This is a genomic window from Allobosea rubneri (genome assembly GCF_032464875.1).
Classification (GTDB): Bacteria; Pseudomonadota; Alphaproteobacteria; order Rhizobiales; family Beijerinckiaceae; genus Allobosea; species Allobosea rubneri.
Genome location: NZ_JAWDID010000005.1, coordinates 16971 through 35275 on the forward strand (window position 1 = coordinate 16971; position 18305 = coordinate 35275).

Genomic DNA, 18305 nt, shown 5'->3' on the forward strand with positions numbered 1-18305 from the left:
GAGAATGACGCTCAGCCGTCCCTTAGGCCGCCTTCTTCCGCTCGGCGATGCGCGCGAGATCGGTCAGCAACCGGCGCGTACCCTTCAGGCGCTGCTCCGCCGTCTCGAAATCATCGATGAAGACGACGCGCATGTCCGGGCGGACCTTGGCCAGCGAGCCCTGCTTGGCGACATAGGAGACGAGCCCTTCCGGATTGGCGAACTCGTTGTCGCGGAAGGCGACGATGATGCCCTTCGGCCCGGCCTCGACCTTCTCGACATTGGCGCGCTTGCACAGCGCCTTGATCGCGACGATCTCGAGCAGCTGCTGCACCTCTTCGGGCAGCGGGCCGAAGCGGTCGACCAGCTCGGCGCCGAAGGATTGCAGCTCGCCATCCTCGTCCATAGTCGAGAGGCGCTTGTAGAGCGTCAGCCTCAGTGTGAGATCGCCGATATAGTGCTCCGGGATCATCACCGGCGCGCCGATCTGGATCGACGGCGACCAGTGCGCGTCGCTCTCGATCTCGACACCGGCCTTGAGCGCTGCCACCGCCTCCTCCAGCATTTGCTGGTAGAGCTCGTAGCCGACCTCCTTGATATGGCCGGACTGCTCGTCGCCGAGCAGGTTGCCGGCGCCGCGGATGTCGAGGTCGTGGCTGGCGAGCTGGAAACCGGCGCCCAGCGTATCGAGCGACTGCAGAACTTTAAGGCGTCGGTCGGCCTGGTCCGTCAGCTTGCGGTTGGCCGGGACCGTGAACAGCGCATAGGCGCGGATCTTCGAGCGGCCGACGCGGCCCCGGAGCTGATAAAGCTGGGCGAGGCCGAACATGTCGGCGCGGTGGACGATCAGCGTGTTAGCGGTCGGGATGTCGAGGCCGGATTCGACGATCGTGGTCGAGAGCAGGATGTCGTACTGGCCCTCGTAGAAGGCCGTCATCACGTCTTCCAGCGTGCCGGCCGCCATCTGGCCATGGGCGAGGCCGACCTTGCACTCGGGCACCTGCTTGTCGAGGAAGTCCTTGACGTCGGCGATGTCCTCGATGCGCGGTACGACATAGAAGGAGCGCCCGCCGCGATAGCGCTCGCGCAGCAGCGCCTCGCGGACGATCAGCGGATCGAAGGGCGTGACGAAGGTGCGCACCGCCAGCCGGTCGACCGGAGGCGTCGCGATGATCGAGAGCTCGCGCACCCCGGTCATGGCGAGCTGAAGCGTGCGCGGGATCGGCGTCGCGGTCAGCGTCAGCATATGAACCTCGGCGCGCATCTCCTTCAGCCGCTCCTTATGAGCGACGCCGAAATGCTGCTCCTCGTCGACGATGACGAGTCCGAGATCCTTGAAGTCGATGCCCTTGCCGAGCAGCGCATGCGTGCCCACGGCGATGTCCATGGTCCCGTCGCTGATGCCCTGCTTCACCGCCTTGAGATCGGGCGCCGAGACGAAGCGCGAGGCCTGACCGACCTTCACCGGGAGCCCGGCGAAGCGCTCGGCGAAATTTCGGTAGTGCTGGCGCGCGAGCAGCGTCGTCGGCACCACGACCGCGACCTGCTTGCCGGCGAGCGCAGCGGTGAAGGCGGCACGCAGCGCGACTTCCGTCTTGCCGAAGCCGACATCGCCGCAGACCAGCCGGTCCATCGGCCGCCCGGCGGCGAGGTCGTCGAGCACGGCGTCGATGGTGTTCTGCTGGTCCTCGGTCTCCTCATAGGGGAAGCGGGCGCAGAACTCGTCATAGAGCCCGTCCTGCGGGACGAGGCGCGGCGCTTCCTTGAGGGCGCGGGCGGCGGCGATCTGGATCAGCTTGCCCGCCATCTCGCGGATGCGCTGCTTCAGCTTGGCCTTGCGGGCCTGCCAGCCGCCGCCGCCGAGCCGGTCGAGCACGACCTCGGTGTCCTCCGAGCCGTAGCGCGAGAGCAGCTCGATATTCTCCGCCGGCAGGAACAGCTTGGCGTCGCCGGCATAGTGGATTTCGAGGCAGTCATGCGGCGCGCCGGCCGCGGTGATCGTCTGCAGGCCGACGAAACGGCCGATACCGTGGTCGACATGGACGACGATGTCGCCGGGCGTCAGCGAGGAGAGCTCGTTGATGAAATCCTGCGGGCGGCGGGCCTTGCGGCGGGGACGCACCAACCGGTCGCCGAGAATGTCCTGCTCGCCGATGACCGCGAGCTTGCCGGCCTCGAAGCCGGTCTCGAAGCCCCAGACCGCGAGCGCGGTGGTGCCGGGCTTCAGGTCGAAGGCGGCGCGCAGCGAGCCTGTCATCTGCACGGACTTCAGGCCGTGATCGGCGAGGACATGGGCGAGACGCTCGCGCGAGCCCTCCGACCAGCCGGCGAGGATAACGCGCCGCCCGTCGGCCTCCAGCGCCTTCACATGGGCGACGGCCGCGTCAAAGACGCTGCCGGAATTGTCCGCGCGTTCGGCGGCGAAGCTGCGGCCCTGCTTGCCGCCGAGATCGACGACGAGCTTGCCCTCGCTCTCGGGCAGCTGGAACGGCGTCAGCGAAGCGACGCCGGCCTCGCCGATGATTCCGCGCCAATCGTTCGGCGAGAGATAGAGCGCCTCCGGCAGCAGCGGCTTGTAGGGGATAGAGCCCGGCGACGGCTGGTCGAGCGCGCTCTTGCGGGCGTCGTAATAGTCCTTGATCAGGCTGATACGCTCGCCGACCGCGTCATCGGCGTGATGGTCGAGCACGATCGGAACATCGGGCAGATAGGTGAAGAGCGTGTCGAGCTTCTCCGCCAGCAGCGGCAGCCAGTGCTCGAGGCCCGCCGGGCGCCTGCCCTCGCTCACCGCTTCGTAGAGTGTGTCGTCGCGCCCGGGCGTGCCGAAGGTCGCGATATAGGACTGGCGGAAGCGACGGATCGAGTCGCTCGTCATCTGCGCCTCGGACATCGGCACGAGGTCGAGCCCACGCAACTGCCCGGTGGTGCGCTGCGTCTCCGGATCGAAGGTGCGGATCGATTCAAGCGTATCGCCGAAGAAGTCGAGCCGGATCGGCGCCGGCATGCCCGGCGGGTAGAGGTCGACGATGCCGCCGCGCACGGCGAACTCGCCGGTCTCGCGCACGGTCGATGTGCGCAGGTAGCCGTTGACGTCGAGCCAGCGCGCCAGCTCCTCGGTGTCGACCATGTTGCCCGGCGCAGCCGAGAAACTCTCGGATGCAACCTTGGAGAAGGCCGGCACGCGCTGGAGCGCGGCGTTGACGGTGGTCAGCAGCAGGCGCGGCCGGTCGCCCGACTTGGTCTTGGCGAGCCGCGACAGCGTCGTCATCCGGTGCGCGACGATCGAGGGCGCCGGCGAGACACGATCATAGGGCTGGCAGTCCCAGGCCGGGAAGCTCATCACCTCGAGATCGGGCGCGACGAACTGCAGCGCATTCTCGATCACCTGCAGGCGCTGGCCGTCGCGGGCGACGAAGACAAGCATCGCCGGCCCTTCCGCCTTCTTGGCGCGGGCGCGCGTCAGGTCGGCGAGCACGACGGCGTCGAAACCGTCCGGCACGGCGGAGAGCATCGGCTTGTCGCCGCGGCGCAGCGCATCGAGGATGCGCTCGAGCTGCGGCTTGGCGATCTGGGCAGGCGGGGGAATGCTCATGCAGTAGCCAATCTTGGCAAGTCTAACGGAATGAAAATCGCCGGGTCATCCCGGACAAGCCGCCGCAGGCGGCGCCGATCCGGGATCCATGCCGGAACGGTTCAGGCATGGATCCCGGGTCTTCGCTTCGCTGCGCCCGGGATGACAGCCTTGGGCGCAAGGCTAGACATGGATCGGCTTGTCGTGCTGGTGGAACGCCTTCAGCCGGCGGAACAGCGCGCTGTCATAGTTCTCCGGAACCTCCGCTTCGCCGGTGATCCAGCTGAGCAGATCACGGTCGAGCACTTCGATCAGGCGCTCGAACTCGTCGAGCTCGGCCTCGCTCAGCCCGCCGATCTCGGCATCGGCGAAGCGGCCCATGATCAAATCGGTCTCGCGCATGCCACGATGCCAGGCGCGGAACAGGATCTTGCGCCGGCGCGGGTCGAGATCGGCGCTGCTGCGGGTCGAGCCACTCATCGTTTTCCTCACGCTGGCGAATGCGCAACGGACCGGCCCGTCGCCGAGCCAGCCTTCGCGGGCTATATAGCGAGGGAATCCGATGAAGTCAGCGGTGCCCGCGCCGCGATCCTCGCACTCCTGACATGCTGTGAGCGGCCCCTTTGCGTCCCTCGATCCTCGATCCGCTGTTTGCCCCCGCCACCACGCTTGCCGGCGTCGGCCCGAAACTCGGCAAGCTGCTCGACAAGTTCCTCGGCGACGAAAGCCATGATGCCCGCGTCATCGACCTCCTCTTCCACCTGCCGAGCGGCGCCATAGACCGCCGCCCGAGCGAGAGCATCGCAGAAGCGCCGATCGGCGAGATCGCGACCTTCGCCGCGCGGGTGAGCGAGCACCGCCCGCCCCCGCCAACCAAGGCCAAGGCGCCCTATCGCATCCTCGTCGAGGACGAGACCGGCGACGTGACGCTGGTCTTCTTCCATGCCGATGTCCGCCATCTGCTCCAGACCCTGCCGGTCGGCGCCTATCGGCTGATCTCCGGCAAGCTCGAGCTCTGGGACGGCATGCGCCAGATGGTGCATCCCGACAGGGTGCTAGATCCCAAGCTCGCCGCAAGCCTGCCCTCGATCGAGCCCGTCTACCGCCTGACCGAGGGCGTCGGCGGGCGGATCATGGCAAGGATCGTCGCCGGTGCGGCCGAGCGCTGCCCCGATCTGCCGGAATGGCAGGATGAGGGCTTTCTGGCGAAGGCCGGATTCCCCGCCTTCCGGCCGGCCATGCAGGCGCTGCACCACCCGCCGGACCTCAAGGCCGTCGAGGGCGATACGGTCGCGCGCCGGCGCGTCGGCTATGACGAATTGCTGGCGAGCCAGATCGCGCTCGCCCTGGTCCGGCGCCAGCAGAAGAAGATGGCCGGCCGCGTCACGGCGGGCGACGGTGCCTTGCGCCGGGCCATCGAAGCCGCCCTGCCCTTCAAGCTCACCGACGGCCAGCGCAAGGCGGTCGCCGACATCCATGACGACATGGAGAAGCCGGAGCGGATGCTGCGCCTGCTGCAGGGCGATGTCGGCTCCGGCAAGACAGTGGTCGCGCTGATGGCGATGGCCGCGGCGGCAGAAGCGAAGCGGCAATCGGTGCTGATGGCGCCGACCGAAATCCTTGCCCGTCAGCACGCCGAGCGCCTGGCGCCGCTCGCCGAGAAGGCCGGCTTGAAGCTTGCGCTGCTGACCGGCCGCGAAAAGGGCGCGGGACGCCGCCAGGTCCTGGCGGGGCTCGCCGGCGGCGAGATCGACATCGTCGTCGGCACGCACGCCCTGTTCCAGGAAGGCGTCGATTTCCATGACCTCGCGCTCGCCGTGGTCGACGAGCAGCACCGCTTCGGCGTGCATCAGCGCCTGCTGCTCGGTGCCAAGGGCGAAGCGGTCGACGTCCTCGTGATGACGGCGACTCCGATCCCGCGCACGCTCGCCTTGACTTGGTTCGGCGACATGGATGTCTCGATCCTGTCGGAGAAGCCGGCGGGCCGAAAGCCGATCGCCACCAAGGCGATTTCCTCCGAGCGCTATGACGAGGTCGTCGGCGCGGTCGGACGCGCCATCGAGGCCGGCGCGCAGGTCTACTGGGTCTGCCCGCTGGTCCAGGAATCCGACACGCTCGACGTCGCGGCGGCGCAGCAGCGCTTCGAGGCGCTGCAGGAAGAGTTCGGCGCCAAGGTCGGCCTGCTGCACGGCCAGATGCCGGGCCGCGACAAGGATGCGGCGATGGCGGCCTTCGTCGCCGGCGAAACGCGCCTGCTGGTCTCGACCACGGTGATCGAGGTCGGCGTCGACGTGCCCAACGCATCGGTCATGGTGATCGAGCATGCCGAGCGCTTCGGCCTCGCCCAGCTCCATCAGCTCCGCGGCCGGATCGGGCGCGGCTCGGCCGCCTCGACCTGTCTCCTCCTCTACAAGGGCCCGCTTGGGCCTGTGGCCGAAGCGAGGCTGACGATCATGCGCGAGACCGAGGACGGCTTCCGCATCGCCGAGGAGGACCTTCGCCTGCGCGGCGAAGGCGAGGTGCTCGGCACCAAGCAGTCGGGCTCGCCCGATTGGCGCATCGCCCGGCCCGAGGTCGACGGCGACCTGCTCGCGGCCGCCCGCGACGATGCCCGGCTGCTGATCGAGCGCGATCCCAATCTGGAGACGCCGCGCGGCCAGGCGATCAGGACCCTGCTCTACCTGTTCGAGCGCGACGTCGCGATCCGCCTGCTCCGCGCGGGCTGAGACCACGCTTGGCCCTATGCCGCCGGCGAGCTTCCGGCAGCTTTGGGCGGCAGGCGGGCGATCACCTTGAGCTCGAAGTCGAAGCCGGCGAGCCAGGTCACGCCGACAGCCGTCCAGGCCGGATAAGGCGGCTCGCCGATCTCCTCGGCCCGGACGGCCAGAACCGTGTCGAACTGCGTCTGCGGATCGGTGTGAAAGGAGGTGACGTCGATCACGTCGTCGAAACTCGCATCCGCCGCCGCGAGCACGGCGCGCAGATTGGCGAAGGCCCGGCGGACCTGGTCCTCGAAGACCGGTTCGGGCGAGCCGTCCTCTCGGCTCCCGACCTGTCCGGAAACGAAGAGCAGGTCGCCATGCCGGATGGCGGCGGAATATTGATGGACATCATAGAGGGCATGTCGATCGGCGGGGAAAATGGCGTCGCGCTTGGCCATGTCATTACCTCGTGGAATGTTCGAATAAGAGGCTGGCTTGAAACCGTGCCGGATTGCGCTTGGCGGGCTGGCTGGATCAGCGTTCAGAGCCGTGCGAGTTCCGCCTCGGTGAAATCGGCCGCGACCGAGATCTCTTTCTGGCTGTCGAGCTCCGCGATACGGCCGCTGAGCGCGTTCCGGATGCCGGCATAGGCATCGGCACCGAGCACGAGCCGCCTTGGAAGCGGCCCCTTCTGGTCGGCGAGCCTGATCATCGCCTCCGTCACCCGCTCGGGATCGCCCTTGACCACCCAGGAGCCGCGAACCGCCGCGCGGGTCTGACCGACCGGCGTCTCCTCATAGGCCGCGAGCGCTTCGGCGTGGGCGAGATTGCCGCCGAATTCCGTGCGCGTCGGACCGGGCTCGACCAGGGTGAGCTCGATGCCGAAGGGCGCGACCTCCAGCGCCACGGTCTCGACGAAGCCTTCTATGCCCCATTTGGTCGCATGATAGAGGCCGAGACCCGGATAGACGATCTGGCCGCCCTCGCTCGAGAGCTGCTGAATCCGGCCGCCGCCCTGCTTGCGCAGATACGGCAAAGCCGCCTGTATCAGCGTGATCGAGCCCATGAGATTGGTCGCGATGATGTCGCGGACCTGCTGGTCGCTCACCTCCTCGGCCGCTCCGACGAGGCCATAGCCGGCATTGCTGACGACGATGTCGAGACGGCCGCGCTCTTCGAAAGCGCGGTCGACCGCAGCACGCACGGAACTCTGATCCTTGAGGTCGAGCGCAATGATGCCAAGTCGCTGCGGATAGCGCTCGCGCAGATCGGGCAGTGCATCGGCGCTGCGGCTGGTTCCGACGACGCTGTCGCCACGCGCCAGCGCCTTCTGCGCCAGGAGCCGGCCGAGCCCGGACGAAACACCCGTAATTAGCCAAGTTTTCTGCATATCCCACACCTTCTGGTTTGACACCGGCATGAGATAGAGAAGAAGCATTGTGCGGATTAGGCACGAAAATCCGTATGAGATCATGCTGGATTACCACCAATGAATCGCCCCTCGCTCAACGACCTCACCGCATTCGTGGCGGTCGCAACCCGCCGCAGCTTCCGCCATGCGGCCGACGAGCTCGGCATGGCGCCGTCTACCTTGAGCCATGCGATGCGTGCCCTCGAGGATCGCATGGGCGTGCGCCTGCTTAACCGCACGACACGGAGTGTTTCACCGACCGAAGCGGGCTTCGAACTGCTCGGCCGGCTTCAGCCTGCGCTCGCAACGCTGGACGATGCACTCGACAGCATCGCGACGTTCCGCGGCAGCGTTGCCGGGAACGTCCGGATCAACGTGCCGCGCATTGCGGCCACGCTTCTCGTCCGCGAGGTGCTGCCTCTGATGGCCGAGCGCTTTCCGAGTGTGGTCGTCGACATCGTCGTCGAAGGGCGCCTGGTCGACATCGTATCGGCCGGCTTCGATGCCGGCGTGCGTCTCGCCGGATCGATTCACAAGGACATGGTCGCCGTGCCGCTCGGCGCCGCGATCAGCTTCATCTGCGTGGCGTCACCGGCCTATCTCGAACGCTTCGGCGAGCCAGGCAGTCCCGAGGAACTGGAGAGTCACCGCTGCATCGGCCACCGGATGCCCAGCGGCAAGCTCTATCGCTGGGAGTTTGAACGGGCCGGGCAGGAGCTGACGATCGAAGTCGGTGGGCCGGTCATCCTCGACGACGAGGAACTGATGGTGGACGCAGCGATCAACGATCTGGGCATCGCCTATGTCGCCAGCCCGGCCGCCGAGACGGCCTTGGCCGAGGGTCGCCTGCGCCAGATTCTCACCGCCTGGGCGCCGGCTCCGGAAGGGGTGGCGGTCTATTACCCGGGGCATCGCGCCGTGCCGCCGGCCCTGCGGGCCTTCCTCGACGTCGTCAAGACGCTACGAAAATAGCCGGTAGCAATCTCGATCAAGCGCGTCCGCCCTGCCTGCACCATGGTGCAGGCGTTTCGTGAGTGAGCCATGGACCCGATCAAGAAAGCCCTCTGGTGCATCGAAAGCCGCTTCACCGCGCCGCTCTCGCTCGACGAGATCGCCGAGGCGAGCGGCGTCTCCCGCTTCCATCTCAGTCGCGCCTTCGGCGTCGCGACCGGGCGCTCGGTGATGCGCTATGTCCGCGAGCGGCGATTGTCGGAGGCGGCACGCCGGCTGGCCGAGGGTGCGCCCGATATCCTGCAGGTCGCACTCGACTGGGGTTATGGCTCTCACGAGGCCTTCACCCGCGCCTTTCGCGAGCAATTCGGCGTCACGCCGGAGGATCTGCGGGCTCGGCGCGATCTATCCGCCCTCACCCTCGTGGAGCCGCTTTCCATGCACGACATCTCACCGACTACCCTGGCCGAGCCGCGCTTCGTCACCGGCAAGCTCCTGCTTTTTGCCGGATTCGGCGGCCATTTCTCGGTCGACAATACCGCGGGCATCCCGCTGCTCTGGCAGAAGATCGTCCCGCATTTCGGCCATATCCCCGGGCAGATCGGGCATGCCGCCTATGGCGTCAGCCACAACTGCGACGACCAGGGCGCCTTCGACTACCTCGCCGGCGTCGAAGTCTCGAGCTTCAGCGACCTGCCGCAGGAGTTCGAACGGCTGCGCGTTCCCGAGCAGCACTACGCGGTCTTCGAATATGACGGCCACATCACCGGCATCAAACAAGCGTTTGAATTCATCTGGCGCGAATGGCTGCCGAAATCGGGACGCGAGCCCGCCCTCGGAGCGACCCTGGAGCGGATGGACGAGCGCTTCAACGGGGCGACCGGCAACGGCGTCGTCGAGATCTGGCTCGCCCTCAAGGGCTGAGCCGGGGCCCGTTGCCGTTGCCGCCGTTGCGTCCCAGGGCGTCGCCGGGCTGGATCATTCCGGCGGACATGATCAACTTGGCGCCTTCCTCGACCGAGATCGCGACCTCGACCACCTCCCGCCGGGGCAGATAGAAGAAGAAGCCGGTGGTCGGGTTCGGCGTGCAGGGCAGGAAGACGCCGATCTGCTCGTCGCAGTCCGGCAGCTTGCCGGCGATCTCGGGCGCGGCCTCCTGCGCGATGAAGACGATCGACCACATGCCAGGCTGCGGGAACTGGACCATACCGACCTTGCGGAACGAGGTGCCGGACTGGGAGAAGATCGTCTCGAAGACCTGCTTCACGCCCTTGTAGAGCCCGCGCACCACCGGCATCCGGTTGAGCAGCGCCTCACCGGCGCCGATCAGCGTGCGCCCCACCAGGTTGGCGGCGAAAAAGCCCAGCAGCGTCAGCCCCACCAGGGCGAAGACCACGCCGAACCCGGGCAGCGGAAAGCGCAGATAGGTGTCCGGCCAGAACTGCGCCGGAACCAGCGGCTTTACCCAGCCATCGACCAGATTGACGAACCACCAGGTCACCGACGCCGTGATCGCGAGTGGCGCCGCCAGCACGAGCCCGGTCAGGAAGTAGCGCCGCAGTCTGGTGCCGAAGCTCGGCCGCAACAGGTCGGGATGGACGACGAGGTGCGGATCGGGCGGGCGGTCTGCGACCATCGACTATCCTGGGCTTCTATCGGATCCAAGGGCTGCGGGGGGCTGCAACCCTGCACCGCAATATGCGACGATAGCCGAGCAGCCGCTTCTGGCTAGTCCCTGATTCTTAAGTATCGACAGGCGCGCGTGTCCGAGCCTTCCAGAATGCCGAGCCCCTGGCGCCGCCACCTCTATTTCGCCGCAGGCTGGGTGCTGACCGCCATCGGCGTGATCGGGCTCGTGCTGCCGCTGATGCCGGGCACCATTTTCCTCATCGCCGCAGCCTGGTGCTTCTCGCGCTCGTCGCCGCGCTTCGAGGCCTGGCTGATCGGCCATCCGAAGCTGGGACCGCAGGTCGTGGCCTGGCGGCGAACAGGTTCGATCGCGCGGCGGACCAAGTACATCGCCTGCGGCTCGATGGTGCTGAGCTTCGCGCTGGTCGCTGCGAGCGACGCGCCGCCAATCGCCTTGTGGGCGACCGGCGCCTGCCTGATCGCGGCCGGAACCTATGTCGCCAGCCGGCCGGAGCCGGCGGGCGACTGATTCAGGCGAGGGATCGCGCTCACTCGACAGTGACCGACTTCGCCAGATTGCGCGGCTGATCGACGTCCTTGCCCATGAAGACGGCCGTTTGATAGGCGATCATCTGGATCGGCACCGCATAGACGATTGGCGCGAACAGCGGATCCATCTCCGGCATGATGATCGTCGCCTCCGGCACGATCCCGGCTTCGGCGGCTCCCTTGGCGTCGGTGATCAGGATGATCCGGCCACCGCGCGCCGCGACCTCCTGCATGTTCGAGGCGGTCTTCTCGAAGAGCGCGTCATGCGGGGCGATCACGATGACCGGCATGTCCTCGTCGATCAGCGCGATCGGGCCATGCTTGAGTTCGCCAGCCGGATAACCTTCGGCATGGATGTAGCTGATTTCCTTGAGCTTCAGCGCGCCTTCCAGCGCCATCGGGAAAGCCGTGCCGCGGCCGAGATAGAGCACGTCGCGCGCCTTGGCGAGCTTGCGAGCGAGCTTCTCAATCTCCGGCTCCAGCGTCAGCGCCTGCGCCATCAGGCCGGGCAGCGAGATCAGCTCCTGGACGTAACGCGCTTCCTGCTCGGCCGAGAGCGTGCCGCGAGCGCGGGCAGCGGCGATGGCGAGGCCGGCGAGCGCTGTCAATTGGCAGGTAAAGGCCTTGGTCGAGGCGACGCCGATCTCCGGGCCGGCCAGCGTCGGGGCGACGACGTCGCTCTCGCGCGCAATGGTCGAGGTCGGCACGTTGACGACGGACATCACGTGCTGGCCTTCCTGGCGGGCATAGCGCAGGCAGGCGAGCGTGTCGGCCGTCTCGCCCGATTGCGAGACGAAGAGCGCGAGCCCGTTCGCCGGCAAGGGAGCCTCGCGATAGCGGAACTCCGAGGCGACATCGATCTCGACCGGCAGCCGCGCCAGCTTCTCGAACCAGTATTTGGCGGTGAGGCCTGCATAATAGGCGGTACCGCAGGCCGAGACGGACAGGCGCGACAGGTTCTTCCAGTCGAACGGCGTCTCGAAAGGCAGCCGCATCACGCCGTTCGCCATGTCGACGTAATGCGTCAGCGTATGGCCGACCACTTCCGGCTGCTCATAGATCTCCTTGGCCATGAAGTGGTGGTGATTGCCCTTCTCGACCAGGAAGGCGCCGGCGGCGACGCGCTGGGCACGGCGTTCGACCTGGCTGCCGTCGGCGTCGTAGAAGGTCGCGCCCTTGCGGTTCAGCACGACCCAGTCACCCTCGTCGAGATAGGCGATCAGGTTGGTGAAGGGCGCCAATGCCAGCGCATCCGAGCCGAGATACATCTCGCCGTCGCCGATACCGACCGCCAGCGGCGAGCCCTTACGGGCGCCGATCAGCAGGTCTTCCTGTCCCTCGAACAGGAAGGCGAGCGCGAAGGCGCCACGCAGATGCGGCAGCGCCGCCCCGACCGCCGCGATCGGATCCTTACCGCGATCGAGCTCGCGGGTGACGAGATGCGCTACGACCTCGGTGTCGGTCTCGCTGTCGAAGACATGCCCGTCGGCCTGGAGCTCGGCCTTGAGCTCGCGGAAGTTCTCGATGATGCCGTTGTGGACGACCGCCAGCTTCTCGGTGGCGTGCGGATGGGCATTGCTCTCGGTCGGCTTGCCATGCGTCGCCCAGCGGGTATGGCCGATGCCGATCAGCCCGTCGAGCGGCTCGCTGGAAAGGCGCACCTCGAGATTCTTGAGCTTGCCCTCGGCGCGGCGGCGGCTGAGCCGGCCACCTTCGAGCGTAGCGACTCCGGCGGAATCATAGCCGCGATATTCGAGCCGCCGCAGCGCCTCGACCACCTGGCCGGCCACAGCCTGTTTGCCGAGAATGCCCACGATCCCGCACATGCGATGCCTCTTAACGTCGTTGTCGGTGCGAAACGCCATACTGCGCGGCGTCGCTAATGCGAAATCACGTTGGATATCCAACTGTGAATGAAAGCGGAACCACGGCTCCGCGGCATACCGGGACAGCGAGAGGCGCGAACCGACCAGCTCCCGGCTCGACTGGCTCCGGTCGCGTCTCGTCCGCCAGTGCTGAACCCCTGCCCGTCTAGCTGCCTGCGCGCTAGACGGCCGCCTTTCGCGCTCTAGCGGCCGCTCGAAACGCGGCGGCCCAACCCTGGCGCTCGATCTGCCGTCCCCGCGCGACTGCCAGCGCATCGGGCGGAACGTCGCGGGTAATCACCGATCCGGAGCCGACATAGGCGCCGGCGCCGATCGTCACCGGCGCCACCAGAGCCGAGTTGGAGCCGATGAAGGCGCCCTCGCCGATGATCGTCTTCGACTTGAAGAAGCCGTCATAATTGCAGGTGATCGTGCCGGCGCCGATATTGGCGTTCGCGCCGACTTCGGCGTCACCGATATAGGTGAGATGGTTGACCTTGACCCCCTCACCGATCTTCGCGGCCTTGATCTCGACGAAGTTCCCGACCTTCGTCCCTTCCGCGAGATCGGCGCCCGGCCGCAGCCGGGCATAGGGGCCGATCGTCGCGTTCGCCCCGACGCAGGCGCCTTCCAGATGCGAGAAAGCGTGGATCACCGCGCCGTCGGCGACGCTGACGCCCGGACCGAAGACGACATTGGGCTCGATCAGCACGTCGCGGCCGATGCGCGTGTCATGGCTGAAGAATACGGTTTCGGGCGCGACCAGCGTGGCGCCGGCCGCCATCGCCTCGAGGCGCCGGCGCTTCTGGAAATCCGCCTCCGCCGCGGCGAGCTGGGCACGGTCGTTGACGCCCTGCACCTCGGCCTCCGGCGCGATCAGCGCGACCGTCGTCAATCCCTGCCTGCGCCCCACCTCGACGGCGTCCGTCAGGTAGTACTCGTTCTGAGCGTTGGTATTGCCGATCGCTTCGAGAATGGTCAGGGCGTGCTTGCCGTCGAGCGCCATCAGGCCGGCATTGCACAGTGTGATGGCACGGGTCGCCGCATCGGCATCCTTATGCTCGACGATCGCCTCGAGCTGGCCGTCGCGCGTGACGAAGCGGCCGTAACCGGTGGGATCGCGCGCCTCGAAGCCCAGCGCCGCGACACCTGCTCCCCTGTGCAGTGCACCCCGCAAGCCGGCAAAAGTCTCCGATCGAACCAAGGGCGTATCTGCGAAGGCGACGAGCACGTCGCCATGACCTTCGGCCAGGCTCTCCCGCGCAGCCAGCACGGCATGGGCGGTACCTTTGCGTTCGGCTTGCACCACGATGCGGGCTTGTGGCGCGAGCCTGCGAGCCTCTGCTGCGACATCCGCTCGGTCCGGGCCGATCACGACGACGAGCGAATCCGCGCCGGCAGCCGAGACGGCTGCCAATGCGTGACCGAGCAGCGAGCGCCCCGCCATCTCATGCAGCACCTTCGGCCGGGTGGATTTCATGCGCGTGCCTTCACCCGCTGCGAGGATGATGGCGAGACAGGTTCTGCCGGGCTGCATTTCCGTCATGATCTTCGAGTCTCATACTGTCGGGGCGAAAATCCCGGTCGGCGCGGCGGCGTCCGAAGCCGGCCATCGATCCGGCGCAGGCGGGTGCTGCGCCGGGAGTGGATAGCCGATCCGGAGAGGATTTGGCAAAGTCGGTTGCCGAGGCGAAAGCGGAACTGCCGCAAAGCCTTGGCAGGGAGGGGGCGAGCGATCCGGGGGGATGACCTTGCGAAAGCACGCAGGGCGCTTTTTTTCACCTTACAATGTGGTGTCCGCTTTCCAGCCCGCCGTAAAATGCTCTAGAAGCGCAAAGCGGCCGCTCCGCTGACGGCGCAAGTTGGAACTGATGTCGAAATCCTTGAATCGCCGTCGATTTTTGAGCGCAGCCGCGACCGGCCTCGTCGCGCAGCGCCTGGTTTCCGGAACGCCGGCCCACGCCCAGTCGAGCTGGGCGAGCCTCGTGCAGTCCGTCATCACCGAAGGCCAGCGCTTTGAAGCCTCGCTCGTCGTCGAAGCGGCTCGCATGCTGTCGCGCCGCCCGATGGTGCCGCTGACGGCGACTGACCTGCCGGAAGGCTACGCCACCCTGCCCTACGACCAGTATGTCGGCATCCGGGCGCAGCCAGGCGGGCTGATCTGGGCTGGCGAAAATCGCGGGTTCACGATCGAGCCGATGCATCGTGGCTACGTCTTTTCGGCACCGGTCAGCCTTTTCGCAGTCGAAGACGACGTCGTCCGGCGCGTAGCCTTCGACCGCGGCAAGTTCGACTACGGCCGCGTCACGCCGCCGCCGGCCGGGGTCGACCTGCAATTTTCGGGGTTCCGGGTCGCGACCGGGCTCGAGCGACCCTTTGAAGTCGCCATCTTCCAGGGCGCGACCTTCTTCCGCTCGCTGGCGCGCGGCCAGAATTTCGGCGCCCTGGCCCGGGCCCTGATCCTGCGCCCGGGCGAAACCCGTGGCGAGGAAATTCCATTCTTCCGAGCCTACTGGATCGAGCGGCCAAGCCCGGCTTCCGGCGTGCTGATCATCCATGGCCTGCTCGATTCCGAGAGCGTGACCGGCGCCGTTCGCATGACGCTGCGTCCCGGCGACTTGACCTTCATCGACGTCGAGATGACGCTTTTTGCCCGCGCCAATCTCGACCATGTCGGCTTCGGCTGCACGATGGGGACCTTCTTCGCCGGCCCGCAGAGCCGGCGCACCTTCGACGATGTGCGCCCTTCGATACACGAGCTCTCCGGCGTGCAGATGCAGTCAGGGACCGGCGAATGGATCTACCGGCCGCTGAGCAACCCGAACAACCTGCAGGTCTCCTCCTTCCAGGATTCCAACCCGCGCGGCTTCGGGCTGGTGCAGCGCGAGCGCGATCCAAACGCCTTCATCGATGACGACCAGCGCTTCGAGCTGCGGCCGAGCGTCTGGATGGAGCCGCTCGGCGAATGGGGCCAGGGTTCGGTTCAGCTGATCGAGATCCCGACCGATTCCGAACTCAACGACAACATCATCGCCTATTGGCGCCCGCGCCAGCCCATCGCCGCCGGCAGCGAGACGACCGTGGCGTATCGTCAGGCCTGGTGCTGGCAGCCACCGGATCGGCCAGCACTGGCGCTCGCCACCCGCAGCCGACAGGGGCGCGGCTCGCAAGGTCGCCGGCGCCGCTTCATCGTCGACTTCACCGGCGAGCGGCTGAACGATGCTGGCCTCATCGCCGCAACCCGCGCCGTCGTCACCGCAACCCCCGGCGCGGTGCATAATCTGCGTCTTTGGCCGTTTCCGGAGCGGCGGACGATGCGCGTCGCCTTCGAGGTAGATCCCGGCAACGAGAACCTCTCCGAGCTCCGGCTCGTTCTCGACGCCGGCGGCCAGGCCGTATCCGAGACTTGGCTGAATCGATGGACGTGGTGAGCATGCAGGAGGCCGTTGTGGACGAGATCGTCCGCAAGCCCGAACCCGAGACGGCGGCCTGGCCGGTGCCCTTCGAGGCAACGCCGCCGGAAAACCGACTCGAGATGCCGGTGCAGTCCTTCCGTCGCTGGAAGGGCCCGGAACGGCGCGCTCCGGCCGCCCCGAAGGCCTGGCGCACGCCCTGGCTGGCGCGCCTCTTCGTCTTCGGAGGCGCCTGGGCGCTCACGGCCTACGGTGCCTGGGAAATGTACAATGTCGTGTCGGTCAGCCGCACGACCTTCCTGCAGTACGTGCTGCTCCTGCTGTTCACCATCAACTTCTCATGGATCGCGCTCGCCTTCACCAGCGCCATCCTCGGCTTCGTCACCCTGCTGTTCGGTCTTCTGAAGAGCCCGCGCGCCGAGACGCTGACCGAGAAGACGGTCGTGGTGATGCCGATCTACAACGAATCGACGGCGCGGACCTTCGCCGCACTGGCCGCGATCCGCGAATCCGTCGAGGCGACGGGGCTCGGCGAGCATTTCGACTATTTCATCGTCTCGGATACGACCAATCCCGACATCTGGGTCGCCGAGGAGCGCGCCTTCCTGGCGCTTCGCCAGCGTCTCGGCCCGGAGGCGCGGATCTACTACCGCCACAGACCGAAGAACCATCATCGCAAGGCCGGCAACATTGCCGACTTCGTCACCCGCTGGGGCGGCCACTACGCCCATATGGTCGTGCTCGACGCCGACAGCCTGATGACCGGCACCTGCATCGTGCGCCTCGCCGCGGCGATGGAAGCCGATCCCGACGCCGGCATCATCCAGTCGCTGCCGCTGATCATCAACCGCAACACCTTCTTCGCGCGGCTCCAGCAATTCGCGGCACGCGTCTACGGGCCGGTGATCGCGACCGGGCTCGCGGTCTGGTCCGGCCGCGACGGCAATTACTGGGGCCACAACGCGATCATCCGGACGAAGGCCTTCGCAGATCATTGCGGTCTGCCCGATCTCAAGGGCAAGCCGCCCTTCGGCGGCCACGTCCTCAGCCATGACTTCGTCGAGGCCGCACTGATCCGCCGCGCCGGTTGGTCGGTCTACATGCTGCCCGACCTCACGGGCTCCTACGAGGAGAGCCCGCCCTCGCTGATCGACATCGCGACGCGCGACCGGCGCTGGTGCCAGGGCAATCTCCAGCATTCGCGCATCATCGGCGCCAAGGGGCTGCTGCTGGCGACCCGGCAGCATTTCGCCACGGGCATGATGGCCTATCTCGCCTCGCCCTTCTGGCTGATGCAGCTGGTGGTCGGCATCCTGATCGTGCTGCAGGTCAACTACGCGCGCCCCGAGTACTTCACCCAGGAATTCACGCTCTTCCCGGTATGGCCGCGCTTCGACCCCGAGCGCGCGTTGAACCTCTTCGCGTTGACCATGGCGATCCTGCTGGCGCCGAAGCTCTTCGGGCTCTTGCTGACACTGTTCGACGGCAAGCTGCGGCGTGCCTGCGGCGGCGGCATCCGCCTCACCCTCTCGGCCCTGCTCGAAGTGCTGTTCTCGGCGATCTTCGCGCCGATCATGATGGTGATCCAGTCCGGCTCGGTCTTCCAGATCCTGCTCGGGCGTGACACCGGCTGGAATCCGCAGCGCCGCGACGACGGCTCGATCCCGTTCAAGGATATCGTCCGGCGGCACCGCACGCATACCATGCTCGGCCTGGTCGCCGGCCTCTCGGCCTTCATGATCGCGACCTCGCTGTTCGCCTGGATGTCGCCGACGATCGTCGGCCTCGTGCTGGCGATCCCGCTGTCCTGGGCCTCCGGCCAGCTTGCGCTCGGCCTCTGGCTGAAGCGGCACAATCTGCTGGTCACGCCGGAGGAAGGCGCTCCGCCGCCGATCGCGACGCGAGCGAATGCGCTGCAGGCTGAATTCGCCAAGGCCGGCCATGACGATGCCGACGGCCTGCTGGCGCTGCACGCCGACCAGGTCCTGCGCTCGGCCCATGAGAGCATGCTGCCGCAGGTCCAGCCGCGACGCCGCGGCGAGATCGAACCCGAGCGTGCGGTCGCCCAGGCCAAGCTGATCGACGCCGAAACCGTCTCCGACGCGATGATCTGGCTGAAGCCGAAGGAGCGCATGGTCGTGCTGCACGACCGGGCCCTGCTCGGCCTGCTCGCCAATCTGCCCGAGGGCCCGGCCCATGCCGGCGCCGAGGCGCCGGCCCGGTAACGACCGGGTT

The 18305-nt window shown here is 67.2% G+C and carries 13 protein-coding genes; 6 read left to right on the top strand and 7 right to left on the bottom strand.

The window, feature by feature from the left end:
• Window positions 1–22 precede the first annotated feature (22 nt).
• Window positions 23–3571 (bottom strand): transcription-repair coupling factor, encoded by a 3549-nt coding sequence (gene mfd, locus RKE40_RS05000; protein ID WP_316017135.1) that lies wholly within the window; start codon window positions 3569–3571, stop codon window positions 23–25.
• Window positions 3572–3733: 162 nt separating this feature from the next.
• Window positions 3734–4030: an FAD assembly factor SdhE gene (locus tag RKE40_RS05005; protein ID WP_316017136.1), complete on the bottom strand. Its 297-nt coding sequence runs from the start codon at window positions 4028–4030 to the stop codon at window positions 3734–3736.
• Window positions 4031–4173: 143 nt separating this feature from the next.
• On the opposite strand from RKE40_RS05005, the gene recG reads away from it, so the two are divergent.
• Window positions 4174–6276, top strand: a complete 2103-nt coding sequence (recG, locus tag RKE40_RS05010) for an ATP-dependent DNA helicase RecG (RefSeq protein WP_316017137.1) — start codon at window positions 4174–4176, stop codon at window positions 6274–6276.
• A gap of 14 nt (window positions 6277–6290) precedes the next feature.
• Here recG and RKE40_RS05015 read toward each other — a convergent pair whose 3' ends face one another.
• Complete coding sequence (locus RKE40_RS05015; RefSeq protein ID WP_316017138.1) at window positions 6291–6710, bottom strand: RidA family protein; 420 nt, start codon at window positions 6708–6710, stop codon at window positions 6291–6293.
• Window positions 6711–6793: 83 nt separating this feature from the next.
• Window positions 6794–7642 carry an SDR family oxidoreductase gene (locus tag RKE40_RS05020; RefSeq protein WP_316017139.1) on the bottom strand — a complete coding sequence of 283 codons (849 nt, stop codon included), beginning with the start codon at window positions 7640–7642 and terminating at the stop codon, window positions 6794–6796.
• A gap of 99 nt (window positions 7643–7741) precedes the next feature.
• On the opposite strand from RKE40_RS05020, the gene RKE40_RS05025 reads away from it, so the two are divergent.
• Window positions 7742–8635 carry a LysR family transcriptional regulator gene (locus RKE40_RS05025; RefSeq protein WP_316017140.1) on the top strand — a complete coding sequence of 298 codons (894 nt, stop codon included), beginning with the start codon at window positions 7742–7744 and terminating at the stop codon, window positions 8633–8635.
• A 69-nt stretch (window positions 8636–8704) separates the two neighbouring features.
• A complete protein-coding gene (locus RKE40_RS05030; protein WP_316017141.1) occupies window positions 8705–9538 on the top strand; it encodes an AraC family transcriptional regulator in 834 nt (277 codons plus the stop codon).
• Here the strand turns inward: RKE40_RS05030 and RKE40_RS05035 are convergent.
• Window positions 9528–10250, bottom strand: a complete 723-nt coding sequence (locus RKE40_RS05035) for a DUF502 domain-containing protein (RefSeq protein ID WP_316017142.1) — start codon at window positions 10248–10250, stop codon at window positions 9528–9530. The two genes, RKE40_RS05030 and RKE40_RS05035, sit on opposite strands and share 11 nt — an antisense overlap.
• Window positions 10251–10394: 144 nt before the next feature.
• On the opposite strand from RKE40_RS05035, the gene RKE40_RS05040 reads away from it, so the two are divergent.
• A complete protein-coding gene (locus RKE40_RS05040; protein WP_316017143.1) occupies window positions 10395–10772 on the top strand; it encodes a YbaN family protein in 378 nt (125 codons plus the stop codon).
• Window positions 10773–10791: 19 nt separating this feature from the next.
• On the opposite strand, the gene glmS is transcribed toward RKE40_RS05040, so the two are convergent.
• Both glmS and glmU read right to left on the bottom strand, forming a co-directional pair.
• The gene (gene glmS, locus RKE40_RS05045; RefSeq protein ID WP_316017144.1) at window positions 10792–12618 is read right to left on the bottom strand and encodes a glutamine--fructose-6-phosphate transaminase (isomerizing); all 1827 of its coding nucleotides are present in this window, start codon (window positions 12616–12618) and stop codon (window positions 10792–10794) included.
• A 220-nt stretch (window positions 12619–12838) separates the two neighbouring features.
• Window positions 12839–14194 (bottom strand): bifunctional UDP-N-acetylglucosamine diphosphorylase/glucosamine-1-phosphate N-acetyltransferase GlmU, encoded by a 1356-nt coding sequence (gene glmU, locus RKE40_RS05050; protein WP_390893255.1) that lies wholly within the window; start codon window positions 14192–14194, stop codon window positions 12839–12841.
• Between the two features lie 364 nt (window positions 14195–14558).
• Here glmU and RKE40_RS05055 point away from each other — a divergent pair, with 364 nt between their 5' ends.
• Both RKE40_RS05055 and mdoH read left to right on the top strand, forming a co-directional pair.
• A complete protein-coding gene (locus RKE40_RS05055) occupies window positions 14559–16088 on the top strand; it encodes an OpgD/OpgG family glucan biosynthesis protein (protein ID WP_316017146.1) in 1530 nt (509 codons plus the stop codon).
• Window positions 16076–18295, top strand: a complete 2220-nt coding sequence (gene mdoH, locus RKE40_RS05060) for a glucans biosynthesis glucosyltransferase MdoH (protein ID WP_316017147.1) — start codon at window positions 16076–16078, stop codon at window positions 18293–18295. Before RKE40_RS05055 ends, mdoH begins: the two co-directional genes overlap by 13 nt.
• Window positions 18296–18305: the final 10 nt, after the last annotated feature.